16 protein-coding genes and 6 tRNA genes are annotated in these 15,161 nt (G+C 43.1%); 19 read left to right on the forward strand and 3 right to left on the reverse strand.

Annotation, left to right across the window (positions count from 1 at the left end; genetic code table 11):
* The first annotated feature begins 13 nt into the window (after positions 1-13).
* Positions 14-1,234, forward strand: a complete 1,221-nt coding sequence (argJ, locus tag DFP80_RS06695; protein WP_113916027.1) for a bifunctional glutamate N-acetyltransferase/amino-acid acetyltransferase ArgJ — start codon at positions 14-16, stop codon at positions 1,232-1,234.
* Positions 1,234-1,620 (forward strand): 8-oxo-dGTP diphosphatase MutT, encoded by a 387-nt coding sequence (mutT, locus tag DFP80_RS06700; RefSeq protein ID WP_113916028.1) that lies wholly within the window; start codon positions 1,234-1,236, stop codon positions 1,618-1,620. Before argJ ends, mutT begins: the two co-directional genes overlap by 1 nt.
* Before the next feature lie 91 nt (positions 1,621-1,711).
* On the opposite strand, the gene DFP80_RS06705 is transcribed toward mutT, so the two are convergent.
* Positions 1,712-2,509 carry a response regulator gene (locus DFP80_RS06705; protein ID WP_113916029.1) on the reverse strand — a complete coding sequence of 266 codons (798 nt, stop codon included), beginning with the start codon at positions 2,507-2,509 and terminating at the stop codon, positions 1,712-1,714.
* 142 nt (positions 2,510-2,651) lie between these two features.
* On the opposite strand from DFP80_RS06705, the gene DFP80_RS06710 reads away from it, so the two are divergent.
* Genes DFP80_RS06710 through DFP80_RS06725 form a run of 4 tightly spaced genes read left to right on the forward strand, consistent with a single transcriptional unit; the run spans position 2,652 to position 5,423 of the window.
* On the forward strand, positions 2,652-2,930 hold the full coding sequence (locus tag DFP80_RS06710; protein WP_113916030.1) for a peptidylprolyl isomerase: 279 nt from the start codon (positions 2,652-2,654) through the stop codon (positions 2,928-2,930).
* Positions 2,931-2,951: 21 nt separating this feature from the next.
* Positions 2,952-3,380 (forward strand): protein tyrosine phosphatase family protein, encoded by a 429-nt coding sequence (locus tag DFP80_RS06715; RefSeq protein ID WP_113916031.1) that lies wholly within the window; start codon positions 2,952-2,954, stop codon positions 3,378-3,380.
* Between the two features lie 42 nt (positions 3,381-3,422).
* Positions 3,423-4,034 (forward strand): helix-turn-helix domain-containing protein, encoded by a 612-nt coding sequence (locus DFP80_RS06720; protein ID WP_113916032.1) that lies wholly within the window; start codon positions 3,423-3,425, stop codon positions 4,032-4,034.
* A 42-nt stretch (positions 4,035-4,076) separates the two neighbouring features.
* Complete coding sequence (locus tag DFP80_RS06725; protein WP_113916033.1) at positions 4,077-5,423, forward strand: class II 3-deoxy-7-phosphoheptulonate synthase; 1,347 nt, start codon at positions 4,077-4,079, stop codon at positions 5,421-5,423.
* A 96-nt stretch (positions 5,424-5,519) separates the two neighbouring features.
* On the opposite strand, the gene DFP80_RS06730 is transcribed toward DFP80_RS06725, so the two are convergent.
* A complete protein-coding gene (locus DFP80_RS06730) occupies positions 5,520-6,218 on the reverse strand; it encodes a GIY-YIG nuclease family protein (RefSeq protein WP_113916034.1) in 699 nt (232 codons plus the stop codon).
* A gap of 94 nt (positions 6,219-6,312) precedes the next feature.
* Positions 6,313-6,939 carry an O-methyltransferase gene (locus tag DFP80_RS06735; protein WP_113916035.1) on the reverse strand — a complete coding sequence of 209 codons (627 nt, stop codon included), beginning with the start codon at positions 6,937-6,939 and terminating at the stop codon, positions 6,313-6,315.
* 238 nt (positions 6,940-7,177) lie between these two features.
* On the opposite strand from DFP80_RS06735, the gene thrS reads away from it, so the two are divergent.
* The 13 genes from thrS to DFP80_RS06800 all read left to right on the forward strand — a co-directional run bounded on the left by thrS (position 7,178) and on the right by DFP80_RS06800 (position 15,143).
* On the forward strand, positions 7,178-9,115 hold the full coding sequence (gene thrS, locus DFP80_RS06740) for a threonine--tRNA ligase (protein WP_113916036.1): 1,938 nt from the start codon (positions 7,178-7,180) through the stop codon (positions 9,113-9,115).
* Positions 9,116-9,123: 8 nt separating this feature from the next.
* Positions 9,124-9,657, forward strand: a complete 534-nt coding sequence (gene infC / locus DFP80_RS06745) for a translation initiation factor IF-3 (RefSeq protein ID WP_113916037.1) — start codon at positions 9,124-9,126, stop codon at positions 9,655-9,657.
* Positions 9,658-9,750: 93 nt separating this feature from the next.
* Positions 9,751-9,945 carry a 50S ribosomal protein L35 gene (gene rpmI, locus DFP80_RS06750; RefSeq protein ID WP_067343164.1) on the forward strand — a complete coding sequence of 65 codons (195 nt, stop codon included), beginning with the start codon at positions 9,751-9,753 and terminating at the stop codon, positions 9,943-9,945.
* A 47-nt stretch (positions 9,946-9,992) separates the two neighbouring features.
* The gene (rplT, locus tag DFP80_RS06755; RefSeq protein WP_024023333.1) at positions 9,993-10,349 is read left to right on the forward strand and encodes a 50S ribosomal protein L20; all 357 of its coding nucleotides are present in this window, start codon (positions 9,993-9,995) and stop codon (positions 10,347-10,349) included.
* A 129-nt stretch (positions 10,350-10,478) separates the two neighbouring features.
* Positions 10,479-11,474 (forward strand): phenylalanine--tRNA ligase subunit alpha, encoded by a 996-nt coding sequence (pheS, locus tag DFP80_RS06760; RefSeq protein ID WP_113916038.1) that lies wholly within the window; start codon positions 10,479-10,481, stop codon positions 11,472-11,474.
* A gap of 22 nt (positions 11,475-11,496) precedes the next feature.
* On the forward strand, positions 11,497-13,881 hold the full coding sequence (gene pheT, locus DFP80_RS06765; protein ID WP_113916039.1) for a phenylalanine--tRNA ligase subunit beta: 2,385 nt from the start codon (positions 11,497-11,499) through the stop codon (positions 13,879-13,881).
* Positions 13,882-13,885: 4 nt separating this feature from the next.
* Complete coding sequence (locus DFP80_RS06770; protein ID WP_113916040.1) at positions 13,886-14,182, forward strand: integration host factor subunit alpha; 297 nt, start codon at positions 13,886-13,888, stop codon at positions 14,180-14,182.
* A gap of 288 nt (positions 14,183-14,470) precedes the next feature.
* A tRNA-Pro gene (locus DFP80_RS06775) sits at positions 14,471-14,547 on the forward strand.
* A 13-nt stretch (positions 14,548-14,560) separates the two neighbouring features.
* Positions 14,561-14,636 (forward strand) — tRNA-Thr (locus DFP80_RS06780).
* A gap of 70 nt (positions 14,637-14,706) precedes the next feature.
* Positions 14,707-14,782: transfer RNA gene (locus tag DFP80_RS06785), tRNA-Thr, on the forward strand.
* 42 nt (positions 14,783-14,824) lie between these two features.
* Positions 14,825-14,900: transfer RNA gene (locus tag DFP80_RS06790), tRNA-Thr, on the forward strand.
* A gap of 45 nt (positions 14,901-14,945) precedes the next feature.
* Positions 14,946-15,021: transfer RNA gene (locus tag DFP80_RS06795), tRNA-Thr, on the forward strand.
* 46 nt (positions 15,022-15,067) lie between these two features.
* Positions 15,068-15,143: transfer RNA gene (locus tag DFP80_RS06800), tRNA-Val, on the forward strand.
* The last annotated feature ends 18 nt before the right edge of the window (positions 15,144-15,161 follow it).

A 15,161-nucleotide genomic window follows, 5' to 3' on the forward strand; every position in this document is an offset into this window, starting at 1 on the left:
GGAGAAAGTTTAAATGGCTGTAGGGTTGCATGATTTTCCTCTTATTCCGGAGATAAAAGGAATAAGAATTGGTGTTGCGGAAGCTGGAATTAAAAAGCCCAACAAAAAAGATGTCGTGCTTTTTGAGTTGTGTGAAGGTGCCTCTGTTGTTGGTGTTTTTACTCAAAATGCTTTTTGTGCGGCTCCTGTTCGTATTTGTCAGAAGCATTTGGGCTTAGCGGGTAGTCGTTATCTGTTAATTAATACGGGAAATGCCAATGCTGGAACGGGAAAATCTGGGCTTGATGCTGCGCTTAAGACTTGTGAGGTTTTAGCCCATCAGGCTGAGGTTAGTGTTGAGTCTATTTTGCCTTTTTCAACAGGTGTTATTGGTGAGCCGTTGCCAGTAGCAAAAATCGTTGCGGCTATTCCTAAAGCGCTTGATAATTTATCTGGTGATAATTGGCACTCTGCAGGTATAGGTATTATGACAACTGATACTTTGCCTAAAGGTTCTGTTCGTACCTTCGAATTTGATGGTGTTACTTATAGCGTTGCGGGTATTTCCAAAGGTGCAGGCATGATTCGCCCTAACATGGCGACAATGTTGGGCTATGTTTGCAGTGATATTGCAATGGAGGTTGATGTTCTTCACGCGATATTGAAGGACGTGGTTAATAAAAGCTTTAACCGTATCACTGTTGATAGCGACACTTCTACCAATGACTCTTGTATAGCAGTTGCAACGGGTATGGCTGGAAATGCTAAAGTTACTTCTGTAAGTGAGCCATTGGCGCAAGCCTTTATCGCTGCCTTTACTGAGGTTATGCAAGAACTTGCTCATGCAATTGTGCGTGATGGTGAGGGTGCAACTAAGTTTGTTGCTGTTGAAGTGGTTGGTGCGGCTATTGAGTCTGATGCGACTAAGGTTGCTTTTGAAATTGCGCACTCGCCTTTAGTTAAGACGGCGTTGTTTGCTTCTGATCCGAATTGGGGGCGAATTTTGGCTGTTGTTGGTCGCTCAGGTGTTGAGAGTTTAGATGTAGATCGTGTGCAGCTTCATATTAATGGTTTTGAAGTTGCCCGTGATGGTGGTCGCTCTCCGGATTATCTGGAAGAACACGGTAAGCAAGCTATGGCGCCTCAAGAAATTCACATCGTTGTTGATTTAGGAATGGGGTCTGAATCTGACACTGTCTGGACGACTGATTTCTCTCATGATTATGTTACTATTAATGCAGAGTATCGTACCTAATGTTGGTCAGGGTTGCTGTTGGTGTAATTCTTCGTGATGGTGCTGTATTTATCGCTCTTCGGAAATCAAATCAGCATCAAGGTGGTTTATGGGAATTTCCTGGTGGTAAGTGTGAGCCTTTCGAGTCTGCTGAAGCTGCTTTAATGAGGGAGTTGAAAGAAGAATGCGGTATTGTGGTTACCAAGTGTTCTTTCTATAAAACAATAGCTCATGATTATGGCGATAAGCAGGTAGAGCTTTGTTTCTATAAGGTGACGGAGTTTGATGGTGAGCCCGAAGGGAGTGAAGGGCAGGAGGTAAGTTGGGTTGCTATTTCTAGCTTATCGGCTTATCGATTCCCTGAGGCTAATCAGGAAATTGTTTTGGATTTAATGGCTATGCCCTAGCTTAGATGATCTGTTTTATTTTGGAAAAGAGCTTCGTAGTTGAAGCTCTTTTTTGTTTAAGTGTTTATGTTGTGGTTTGTTAAGGTAATCGCTAGTTTAGTATTTTTGCCAAAAGTTGTCTGACTACGCTTGGTTCAAAGGGTTTTCCGCAGATCGCATCAACACCTTCTTGAGCTATATTTGATAGTTGGCTGTCTTCTGAATTCGAACTTACCATGAGAATTGGTATGTGTGCTATGGCTGGGTCTTTTCGAACAGCATCTGTCAATTCTTTGCCGTCCATTTCAGGCATGTTGTAATCAGTGACAATAAGGTCAAATTCCATTTCGTTAAGAAGTGAAATTGCTTCTTTGCCGTTCTCTGCAAATTGTATATCTTCAATTCCCATCGTGTTGAGTGTCTTGCTGACATGTTTTCGTGCCATGCGGCTGTCATCTGTAACCAGTACGCGCAATGTTTTTGGGTCAAACATTTCTAAATCGATTTCTTCTTCAACGATGAGGTCTAATGTTGCGTGAATGGCGCGAGTCAGGTCTTTTTGATTAAAGGGTTTGGGGAGAATGGCTAAGACACCGGATTGTCTTAAATGCTCTAGGTGGTCTCTGTTTCTTTCGCTTGAAATTAACATGAAGCATTGATTTTCGGTGTCGGTATTCGTTCTGATACGATCAATAAGGTCATTTGCTGAGCCGTCAGGAAGGTACATTGAGGAAATGACAAGATCAGGTGGGAAGGCGGCAAGCGACTGTATGGTTTCTTCGATATTGTTGGCATACTCAATTTGTTTGATGCCGGCATCTTCAAGCGCTTTGGTGATGACTTTCTTTTGCATGTCTGATGGCTCTACCAGTAAAAAAGAAAGATCGCCTATTGCTGCATAAGTATTCATGTCGTAGAACCGCCTGTATTTTATATGTTTATACTGCTTTTTACTGAGAATATTTTAAGGTTAATGATTGCATATGGTTAATTTCATTATACTAAATAGGTTAACATGTTTTATCTAGTTTATTTGTACGGTTGGGGTGTGAATGTCGACGGCGAGTGCGTGTCATATTTTAGTTAAGACGAAAGCTGAGGCTGAGGCTTTAAAGTTAAAGTTGGACAAAGGGGCTGACTTTCATAAATTGGCAAAGCAATTCTCTACCTGCCCCTCGGGGAAAAAAGGAGGAGATCTTGGTGAGTTTAGGAAGGGGGATATGGTGCCAGCTTTTGATAAGGCTGTTTTTGGTGGTCCTTTATACAAAATACAGGGGCCAATTAAAACGCAATTTGGTTTTCACCTTATAAAAGTGTTATATCGTTCTTGAGTTTATTTGAGGGAAAGGTTTATGGATAATATTATTCAGCTTGATGGCTCTTATTTTGTGGCTCCTCAGTTAACTGAGGCGGATCTTGTTTTATTTAAGTCTCAAGGCTTTGAGCGGATTATCAATAATCGCCCTGATGCAGAGGTTGATGGTCAGCCATCTGGGGAAAGTATTCGTGTGGCGGTTGAGTTGCTAGGCATGGAGTATGTTAGTAACCCGGTTGACTTGTCTAAGTTATCGCAAGAGCAAGTGGATTTCCAAAAGAGCGCTTTGCTCGAAACTAAGAAGACACTGGCTTTTTGTCGCACGGGCACTCGATCTTCTGTGTTGTGGGTGTTGTTAAAAAATGTCACGGCTGGTGATTCAAGTGACTTGATATCTTATGTATCGGGGAAGGGGATTGATCTCTCTCGTTGCGCTACAGCAATGGCGCCTTTGCTAAAGGTATAGAAATGAATTGGTTTCTTATATAAAAAGTAGTATTGGTAAATTATGGTTAGTCGTCCATCATTAGAAACTGCAACCGCGTCAGAGCCTGATCGGTTTGTCGAGCCGCTAGAGCTTGGTAAGCGCGTGAAAGAAATCCGTTTGGCAAAAGGCTGGACGCTTGAAGAGGTTGGCAAAAGAACGGGGATTGCTAGGTCAACATTATCGAAAATCGAAAATGACCAAGTTTCGCCGAGCTTTACTATTGTCCAAAAGTTAATAAGTGGTTTGGAAATGGATCTGCCGCAGCTTTTTGTTGAGGCTAGTGAGCACTCTATTGCTGGTCGTAGAGATATCACTCGTAAAGGAAAGGGGGAGCCACATCCAACTGCTACTTATGAGCATGAGTTGCTAAATTACTCTATTAGCCGAAAAAAAATGGTTCCTTTTAAAACAACGGTGAGAGCCAGATCTTTCACAGAGTTTAAAGAGTGGGTGAGGCATGACGGGGAGGAGTTTTTGTTAGTCTTGCAGGGCAAAATTAATTTTTTCTCTGAGCTCTATGAGCCAATTGAATTAAAAGAAGGTGATAGTGTGTATTATGATGCAACAATGGGGCATGCGGTTGTTTCCTTATCCGTTAAAGATGCAGAAATACTTTGGGTTGTTGCTCGTTAATCTAGTTAAAAAATAATGAAAGAGAAAAGGTTGTAGAAAATTATGTCACAGTGGAACTTAACAAGTTGGAGAGAGAAAACGGCGCTGCAGCAGCCTGTTTACCCTGATGCAGGGCATTTGGCGCAAGTTGAAAATACATTGGAGAAAATGCCTCCTCTTGTTTTTGCTGGTGAGGCCCGTCAGCTTAAAAAGGCATTGGCGCAAGTTGCCAATCGGCAATCATTTTTGCTGCAAGGCGGTGATTGTGCTGAAAGTTTTGCTGAGTTCCATGCTAATAATATCCGCGATACTTTCAAGGTTATGTTGCAGATGGCGGTTGTGCTGACTTACGCAGGCAAATGTCCTGTCGTAAAAGTAGGGCGTATGGCAGGTCAATTTGCTAAGCCGAGATCGGCAGGGATTGAGGTAATTGAGGGTGTTGAGCTGCCCAGTTATCGTGGTGATATTATTAATGGTATTGATTTTACTGAGCAGGCAAGGGTTCCAGATCCTGAGCGTTTGGTTCAGGTTTATAATCAAAGTGCTTCAACAATGAATTTACTTCGGGCTTTTGCTCAAGGTGGCTTTGCTGATTTGCATCAGGTGCATCAGTGGAATTTGGATTTTTTGAACGCTAGCCCAGCAGGTGGGCGATTCCAGGGTGTGGCTGATAAAATTGATGATGCTTTGCAGTTTATGGAAGCGTGTGGCATTGGTCCGGGTTTGGCTCAGTTAAAAGAGACAGATTTTTATACGTCCCATGAGGCGTTATTGCTACCTTATGAGCAAGCTTTGACTCGCAAAGATAGTTTGACTGGTGAATGGTATGATTGCTCTGCACATATGTTATGGATCGGTGATCGGACTCGTCAATTAGATGGTGCTCACGTTGAGTTTTTACGTGGTGTGCAAAATCCTATTGGTGTAAAAGCCGGCCCTTCGATGGATCCTGAAGACTTGTTGAGATTGTGTGATGTATTGAATCCGAATAATGAAGCGGGTCGCTTGAATATCATTGTGCGCATGGGAGCCGATAAAGTTGAAGAGGGTATGCCTAAGCTTATTCAAGCAATTCAGCGTGAAGGTAAGCAGGTGGTTTGGAGTAGTGATCCGATGCATGGTAATACTGTCAAGGCTTCGACAGGCTATAAAACCCGACGTGTTGATGATGTTCTGAAAGAAGTGCAGCAGTTTTTTCAGGTTCATAATGCAGAGGGTAGTTATGCAGGTGGTGTTCACTTTGAGATGACGGGTCAAAATGTCACTGAGTGTGTTGGTGGTTCCTTTGAAGTTACCGAGGCGGATTTGGCTGATCGATACCATACGCATTGTGATCCGCGTTTAAATGCAGATCAGTCTCTAGAGTTGGCGTTTATGATTTCAGAAACGCTTAAGAAGGCAGGGTCTTAGTTTTTGGGTTTGATTTTGCTTTATTGAATAGTATTTAGTTAATAAAAAAGCTCAGTTGGGTTAGTAACTGAGCTTTTTTTGTGTCTGATTTTAGTGTTAGTTTTTACGGCGGCGGAATGCAGACGTTGCAGACTTTGATGTAACATCAATTTTAGCCATGATTAGGGCCATTTCTTCTGCTTCTGCTTGCTGTTGTGACTTTAGTTTTTCTTCACGTTCTTTTTTTGAGGCTTTTTCCGCTTCACTTAGCATTTTTTGAATGCTTGCCTTGCTCTTGGTGCGGGCAGGGGCTTTCTTCTTTTCTGCAGTTGTTGTGAGTGGGGCGCTTACTCGATCTTCGCCAATTAATTCACCAAAGAATGATTTGGCTGTAGGTGCTGGCTCAGTTGTTTTTTTGGGTAACTCAACAGTCTTTTTTGCAGCTACTTTTCTTGTTTTCTTGGGTTGTTCTGCTGTAGAAACGCCATTTGCATCAAAAAGTGCTTTTTTGCCGAGGTTTAGGTTTGTCGCTTTTTCGGCAGTTTGGGCAATTTTATAGCCGCGTAAGCTTTCGCCGTTATAAATAGAGATGTAGTCCGTTTCTAGTTCATAAAGCTCTTCTTTGTCGCTTGTTTCGAATAGCTCTTCAACTGTGAAAGCATCAACGCCATTCTCCCTAATGTCGTTGTATAACGGAAAGTCCAAGCCTTCACTGGTTGCTTCTACATATTGTTCAAAGCGCTGAAAGCCACTATTGAAAGATGTTCCAATGTAGTGTTTGCCGGAAATATTGTTTGTGATTTTAAAAACGACCAAAATCGCTGCCTCTTACGTAATATCTTTTTAATAGCACATAAACCCCATTCACCTGAGGTGACCCAAAGGTGAATGGGGGTTATAAGAAATAGGGTTAGTGTTTTACGACGATATTAAGACCGTCACGAACGTTCAAATGAACATTTTCAACTCGTTTGTCTTGCGCGATAAGACGGTTGACTTGGTTGACAGCAATATCGCTGTTTTCTTTCGGGTCTAAGACTCTTCCTTGCCATAGGGAGTTATCGATAATGATAAGGCCGCCTGATCTGACCAGCGGTACTACCGCTTCGTAGTAATTTAGGTAGTTGCGTTTATCTGCATCAATAAAGACAAAGTCGAATTCCCCTTCAAGGGAGTCGATCGTATCAAGGGCGGGGCCAAAAATTGCTTTTATCTTCTTGCCATGCTCACTACGATCAAAAAAAGACTGAGCAAATTCAATTGCTCTTGGGTTGGTTTCACAGCAAATAAGCTCACTATCTGTAGGCATGCCTTCTGCGATAGACAAGGCTGAATACCCAGTAAACATACCAATTTCTAAGGCACGCTTTGGTCGTGCGATTTTTGCCAGAAGCTTTAGCGTACGGCCGATGGTTTTTCCTGATAACTTATTTGGGTAGCCCATATCAGAGTAGGTTTTTTCAACCAACTCAATTAATAGGTCTGGTTCTGCTTGAGTCGTCTCAATGCAGTAGTCGTCAAGATTATTGAGATCCATATTGCCTTTTAATAAGTAAAGTCTGTGTGAAACGGATGCTAATTTTACTCTGCATACAGAGAATGTCCATGGCTTAATGATAGAAAAAGGGCTTGATTTTTGTCGATGGCCGTTACATGCAGGAAAAAGGGTTGTTTAAATTAGATTCGCATGAATAATCGAAAAATGATAATTTATGCGCTGAAATTTACATGTGCTCTTTGGTATGGAGCACCACTGACTCCGATAGGGGAATAAAATGCCTGTAATTACTTTGCCTGATGGCAGCCAACGTTCTTTCTCAACCCCAGTAACTGTTATGCAAGTCGCCGAGGATATTGGTCCTGGTTTAGCAAAAGCAACAGTGGCGGGTCGCATAGATGGTCAACTTGTTGATGCGTGCGAACTTATTTCTGATGACGCCAAATTGAGCATTATTACGGGTAAAGACCCTGAAGGTGTGGAAATTATTCGACACTCTTTTGCTCACCTTGTTGGACATGCGGTTAAACAGTTGTATCCGACGGCTGAAATGGCAATCGGTCCTGTTATCGATGAAGGCTTTTACTACGATATTGCTTACGAGCGTCCTTTTACGCCTGAAGATTTGACGGCCATTGAGAAACGCATCGCTGAACTGGTTAAGACAGATTACGATGTTGTTAAGAAAATGACACCGATAGCTGATGCTCGTCAGCAATTTGTCGATCGAGGTGAAACCTATAAGGTTGCTTTGATTGACGAGATGGACGAGTCAACAAAAGAAGTTGGTTTGTACCATCACGAAGAATATATGGATATGTGTCGTGGTCCTCATGTGCCTAATACTCGTGTGTTACGCCATTTTAAATTGATGAAGTTGGCCGGTGCATATTGGCGTGGCGATTCGAATAATGAAATGCTGCAGCGTATTTATGGTACGGCTTGGAATGATAAAAAAGAATTGAAAGCTTACCTTACTCGTATCGAAGAGGCTGAAAAGCGTGATCATCGTAAGTTAGGTAAGAAACTGGATCTTTTTCATGTGCAAGAAGAAGCGCCAGGTATGGTTTTCTGGCATCCTAAAGGTTGGAGATTGTATCAGGCTGTTGAGCAGTACATGCGTCAGAAACAGATAGATAACAATTATCAAGAGGTGAAAACGCCTCAGATTGTTGATCGTGTGCTTTGGGAGAAATCGGGGCATTGGGGTAAATATCACGAGAATATGTTTACTACGCATTCTGAAAATCGTGATTATGCTGTTAAGCCGATGAACTGCCCGTGTCATATTCAGGTTTATAATCAAGGTCTTAAAAGTTATCGTGATCTGCCGTTTCGTATGGCTGAGTTTGGTTCGTGCCACCGCAATGAGCCATCAGGTGCATTGCATGGCATTATGCGTGTACGTAACTTTGTTCAAGACGATGGACATATCTTTGTGACAGAGGGGCAAATTCAGTCGGAAGTGTCTGAGTTTATTGATTTGTTGCATGAGGTTTATGCTGATTTCGGTTTTGATAATATCGTATATCGCTTGTCGACTCGTCCTGAGCAGCGAGTGGGTTCAGATGAGGTATGGGATAAAGCTGAAAAAGCCTTGTCTGATGCGCTGGATTCTGCAGGGCTGGATTGGGAAGAGTTACCAGGTGAGGGTGCCTTTTATGGGCCTAAAATAGAGTTTTCACTGAAAGATGCCATTGGCCGAGTGTGGCAGTGTGGTACAATTCAGGTTGATTTCTCGATGCCTACACGTTTAGGGGCGCAGTACGTATCGGAAGATGGCTCTCGTCAAACGCCGGTTATGTTGCATCGTGCGATCGTTGGATCGCTTGAGCGTTTTATCGGTATTTTGATTGAAGATACAGAAGGTGCCTTTCCGGTCTGGCTTGCACCTGAACAAGTTGTTATCATGAACATTACAGATCGCCAAGCAGACTATTGCTCTGATTTGGAAAAAAGATTGAATTCAAATGGCTTTAGAGCAAAACTTGACTTGAGAAACGAGAAGATCGGGTTTAAAATCCGCGAGCATACTCTACAACGAGTGCCGTACATGATCGTCGTTGGTGATAAAGAAGTTGAGCAACAGCAAGTTGCTGTTCGTACTCGCACCGGCGATGACCTTGGAGTGATGAGTATTTCTGATTTTGAAGTATTGCTTCAAAAAGAAGTTGCTCGCCGTAGCCGTAAACAAGAAATGGAGATAGTACTATAAAAGGTAATATGAATCGTGGGCGTGCCGCTAGTAAGCAGCGTCCTCTAATCAACGAAAACATTCGAGCTACCGAAGTGCGTTTAATCGCTGCTGATGGTGAACAAGTTGGCGTTGTCTCTCTAGAAGAGGCACTAAAAGCAGCTCAAGAAGCTACTTTAGACTTAGTGCAAATTGCTGATTCAGATCCGATTGTTTGCAAAATCATGGACTACGGTAAGCATATTTTTGAAGCGAAAAAAGCGAAAGCTGCTCAAAAGAAAAATGCGAAGCAGATCCAAGTAAAAGAAATGAAATTCCGTCCAGGGACGGAGGAAGGGGATTATCAGGTAAAACTCCGCAACCTGATACGTTTCCTTGAAGGCGGGGATAAGGCCAAGGTGTCACTGCGATACCGTGGTCGTGAAATGGCCCATCAGGAGCTTGGCATGCAACTTATGAATCGAGTCGCAGCAGACTTAGAGGAATATGGTGCAGTAGAGCAAGCCGCGAAAATGGAAGGTCGTCAATTGACGATGGTGCTAGGCCCCAAAAAGAAGAAGTGATTTTAAATAAGTTGGCTTTAAGGGCTTCGGCTCTTAAAGGCTAAATTATTAAGAAATTACACTAACATTAACGAATGCGAGAGTGGTTTTATCATGTCCAAAATTAAGTCACACAGTGGCGCATCTAAGCGCTTCAAACGTACCGCGAATGGTTTTAAGCATAAGCAGTCTCATACTAGTCACATTTTGACTAAGAAATCGACTAAGCGTAAGCGTCATCTTCGTTCTATGAACCAGATTGCGCAAAGCGACAAAGCGTTAATTGTACGCATGTTGCCATACATCTAAGTCTAGATTTTTTTAGTTCATTAATTTATTAGTATAAGGTTTATATTATGCCTCGCGTAAAACGTGGTGTTCAGGCTCGTCGCCGTCACAAAAAGATTTTAAAGCAAGCTAAAGGTTACTACGGTGCACGTAGTCGTGTATTTCGTGTAGCAAAACAAGCTGTTATCAAAGCTGGTCAGTATCAGTACCGTGACCGTCGTCAGCGTAAACGTCAATTCCGCGCATTGTGGATTGCTCGTATCAACGCTGCTGCACGTATCAATGGTCTATCTTACAGCCGTTTCATTGCAGGCTTGAAGAAAGCTGCCATTGAAATTGACCGTAAGGTTTTGGCTGACCTAGCTGTGTACGAGAAAGAAGTTTTTGCTGCTATCGTTGAAAAAGCGAAAGCAAGCTTGGCTTAATTTCTGACGTAGCCTTAGGGTGATTCGATCTTGATGGATATAATCTTAATAGAGCGAATTACTCAATGCAGTCTTTGATAGGGGAAGGGCCATTGGTTCTTCCCCTATTTTATTTTTTGGAGTGTGTAAATGGAGAACCTAAAGCAGATTCTTGCTGATGCGTTAAGCGCAGTGGCTACGTCTGAGAGTGAGTCCGCACTGGATGATGTACGTGTACATTATTTGGGTAAGAAGGGCGCTCTAACTGCTTTGCTGAAACAGCTTGGTAATGTTTCTGCAGAGGATAGACCAAAGTTTGGTCAATTGGTCAATGAGGCAAAAGGTCAAGTTCAGGAAAAAATTACTGAACGTAAAGCGTCACTTGCTAAAGCAGCATTAGATGCCAAGCTTGCAACTGAGACGATTGATATTTCCTTGTCAGGTAAGGGTCAAGAGGTGGGTGGTCTTCACCCAGTGACTCGTACTATGGAACGTATTGAAACTTTTTTTCGTGGTATCGGCTTCGATGTGGCTGCAGGCCCGGAAATTGAAGATGATTACCATAATTTTGAAGCGCTAAATATTCCAGCGCATCATCCTGCACGAGCAATGCAGGATACCTTCTATTTTAATCCGTCAACCGTACTTAGAACGCATACATCTCCTGTTCAGGTACGGACAATGGAAACGACCCAACCGCCGATTCGGATTATTTGTCCTGGTCGAGTTTATCGTTGCGACTCTGATCAGACTCATACGCCTATGTTTCATCAAGTGGAGGGTTTGTTAATTGACGAGAATATCTCTTTTGCCGATCTGAAAGGTATTCTACAGCAATTCTTGAACGTCTTTTTTGAAGATGATTTGAAAGTTCGCTTCCGTCCAAGTTACTTTCCATTTACTGAGCCTTCAATAGAAGTGGATATCATGCGAACCAATAGCAAAGGCGAAGAGTCTTGGCTGGAAGTGTTAGGTTGCGGCATGGTGCACCCGAAAGTGCTTGAGATGTCAGGAATTGATTCTGAGAAATACACGGGGTTTGCTTTTGGTATGGGCGTTGAGCGTTTTGCTATGCTTCGCTACAAAGTAGATGACCTTCGTATGTTTTTCGAAAACGATTTGCGCTTCCTTAAACAATTCAAGTAACCAGTCGATCTAGGATGTTTTTATGAAAATTAGTGAGAATTGGCTAAGAGAGTGGGTCAATCCAGACATCAGTAGCGATGATTTGGTTGCTCAGATTACGTTGGCTGGCCTTGAGGTAGATGAAGTTTTACCGGTTGCCTCTGAGTTTTCAGGTGTGGTAGTGGGTGAGATTATCGGAGCTGAGCCTCATCCAAACGCAGATAAATTGCAAGTGTGTCAGGTGTCTGATGGTATAGAGACCTTTCAGGTGGTTTGTGGCGCGCCCAATGCGCGCCCAGGTATTAAAATTCCTTTTGCCAAAATCGGCGCTGTTCTAGGTGCGGATTTTAAAATTAAAAAAGCCAAACTTCGTCAAGTAGAGTCTTTTGGTATGTTGTGCTCTGCTTCTGAGTTGGGTTTAAGTGATGATCATGACGGTATTATGGAGTTGCCTGCCGCTGCCAAAGCGGGTGAAGACTTCCGTGCTTTCTTAAATCTTGATGATCAGATCATTGACGTGGATCTAACGCCTAACCGAAGTGACTGTTTAAGTGTTGCTGGTTTGGCTCGCGAAGTTGGAGTTTTGAATAAAGTTGACGTGACGCCTGTTGCTATTGCTCCGGTTGACGTTGCTAGCAATGACACTTTCCCTGTTCGAATTGATGCAGAGGATGCTTGTCCTCGTTATTTGGGGCGTGTTGTTCGTGGTGTTGATGTAAAGGCTCAGACTCCTCTATGGATGGTTGAAAAGTTACGTCGCAGTGGCATTCGTTCCATTGATCCAATTGTAGATATCACCAATTATGTGATGCTTGAATTGGGTCAGCCTATGCATGCATTTGACTTGGCCAACTTGTCTGGTTCGATTGTTGTGCGGATGGCCAATAAGGATGAAAAAATTGTCTTGCTTGATGGGCAGGAAGTGGCGCTTCGTGATGATACTTTGGTCATCGCTGATGAAAAAACGCCGCTGGCGATTGCTGGTGTAATGGGGGGCGAAGGGTCTGGTGTTAATGAAGGGACAAAAGATATTTTCCTTGAAAGTGCCTTCTTTGCGCCTTTGTCTTTGGCGGGTAAAGCTCGTTCTTATGGTTTGCATACCGATTCTTCTCATCGTTTTGAGCGTGGTGTAGATGCAACTTTGCAGGAGCGAGCGCTTGAGCGAGCGACGGCATTAGTTGTAGAAATAGCAGGTGGCCAAGTAGGTCCAGTTACGAGTGTGGTAAATGAAGCTTCTCTGCCTGAGGTGGCATTAGTGACTTTGCGCCGTAAAAAGCTTGATCAGTATTTGGCGATGTCTATCGATAAAGACTTAGTGACGGATATTTTAACTCGTCTTGGTCTAGAGATGATTGAAGTGACGGATGAGGTTTGGACGACAAGAGTGCCATCACATCGTTTTGATATCGCAATAGAAGCGGATTTGATCGAAGAGGTTGCTCGTATTTACGGTTATGACAATCTTCCGTCTTCAATGCCTCAGGCGGCAGTGAACTTTACGCCATTATCTGAAACAAAAACTCAGATCCAGGTGATGCGCTCTATCTTGGTGTCGCAGGGCTATCAAGAAGCAGTAACTTATAGCTTTATTGATCCTGTTTTGAGTAAGCAATTTCTACCTAATATCGAGCCTGTGCCATTGGCGAATCCTATTTCAGCAGATATGGGTGTAATGCGTCCAAGTTTGGTGCCGGGGTTGGTTAAAGCGTATCTTTACAATCAGAATCGTCAACAACCGCGTGTTCGTTTGTTTGAAACGGGTCGTCGTTTTATTGGTTCTGTTGAAGCTTTGGCTGAGTTGGATCAGCAGCAGCAAGTTGCGGGCCTAATTGCAGGTGCTCGCCATGCTGAAGCTTGGTATCACGGCAGTGAGAAGGTTGATTTCTACGACCTGAAGGCGCATATAGAGGCGTTGTTTGCATTAAATGATGGTGGTAAGCCAACTTATGAGCGTTCTAATTGCGAATTTTTGCACCCGGGTCGCTCAGCTGACATCTTTTTAGATGGTGAGTTTGTTGGTTTGATGGGAGAGTTGCACCCTCAATTATCTAAAGATTTGGGTGCAAATCAGCCCATCTATATATTTGATGTTGCTCTAAATGCAGTATTGAATGCAAAACTACCTGAATATGAGGCTGTTTCTCGTTTTCCTGAAGTCCGTCGTGATCTAGCCTTACTCGTTGATCGTTCTGTGCCTGTTAGTGAGTTGGAGAGAGTGATTTCTGAGGTAGCGGGTGACGCATTCAAAAGTGTATTGGTTTTTGATGTTTATCAGGGTCAAGGTATTGATGATACGAAAAAAAGTGTCGCTTTGGGCTTGACGTGGCAGCATCCTTCACACACTCTTAGTGATGAAGAAGTGAACAGCTCAGTTGAGCGAACTGTTATGGCCTTGTCTGAACAGTTGGGAGCCGTTGTAAGGGGGTAGATTTATGGGATCGTTGACAAAAGCGGACCTTGCTGAAAATTTAGTGGATTCAGTTGGCCTAAGTAAAAAAGACGCTAAAGATCTTGTGGAGGGTTTTTTTGATGTAGTGCGAAGCTCACTAATAGACAGGCAGCAAGTTAAGTTGTCGGGCTTTGGTAACTTTGAAGTGCGCGAGAAGAGTCAGCGCCCTGGTCGAAACCCTAAAACGGGAGAAGAAATCCCGATTACTGCGCGAACTGTTGTTACTTTCCGGCCTGGGCAAAAGCTTAAGTCGAAAGTAGAAGACTATATGCAAGAATAGTTTTCCGTGTTTCTAAAAAGCCATCCTTTGGGGTGGCTTTTTAGTATCTGGCCGTTTGCTATGCCTATTTATCAAGTGTTGAGCCTTATGTAGGTAGGCCTTTGCGATGTGGGGCTAATGTGAAAAGCAGAATTTTATTTAGATCAATGTTTAAGCTAGCAACTCTTAAAATTCTAGTTACATGATTAAATTGAAAAAAAGTTTATAAAAGTCTTCCCTTTTTAGTTTGTTATAGTAATATACGCACCCGCTGACACGGACAGAGTTTAACTCTTCTGCTGTTAGTTTCGGGGCGTAGCGCAGCCTGGTAGCGCACTAGCATGGGGTGCTAGTGGTCGCAGGTTCAAATCCTGCCGTCCCGACCAAAATTTGAGAAATGCCGCTATAGCTCAGTTGGTAGAGCATCTGACTTGTAATCAGAGGGTCCCGAGTTCGACTCTTGGTGGCGGCACCATAATTTGGTCAAAGTTTTTTATCTTTATTTAATAAAGATAAGGGATAAAAAAGATTTTGCTTTTATTTAAGCCGCTATAGCTCAGTTGGTAGAGCATCTGACTTGTAATCAGAGGGTCCCGAGTTCGACTCTTGGTGGCGGCACCAACTTCTTAGGAAGTTATTTAAAAGTGAACTGCGTCATGTAATGCCGCTATAGCTCAGTTGGTAGAGCATCTGACTTGTAATCAGAGGGTCCCGAGTTCGACTCTTGGTGGCGGCACCATTTACTTACTTTTTTGTTTGTAAATTAAAATTTGTTTAGCGTTAAGCCGCTATAGCTCAGTTGGTAGAGCATCTGACTTGTAATCAGAGGGTCCCGAGTTCGACTCTTGGTGGCGGCACCACTTACTTGAACCTCTCAAGTAAGAGAGTAAGCGTTATACAATAATTGGGTGTGTAGCTCAGTTGGGAGAGCGTCGCCCTTACAAGGCGAATGTCGGGAGTTCGAACCTCTCCACACCCACCACTTACTAAGCAGTGGTAC

The organism is Marinomonas rhizomae (assembly GCF_003315485.1).
In the GTDB taxonomy this organism is placed as follows: domain Bacteria; phylum Pseudomonadota; class Gammaproteobacteria; order Pseudomonadales; family Marinomonadaceae; genus Marinomonas; species Marinomonas rhizomae.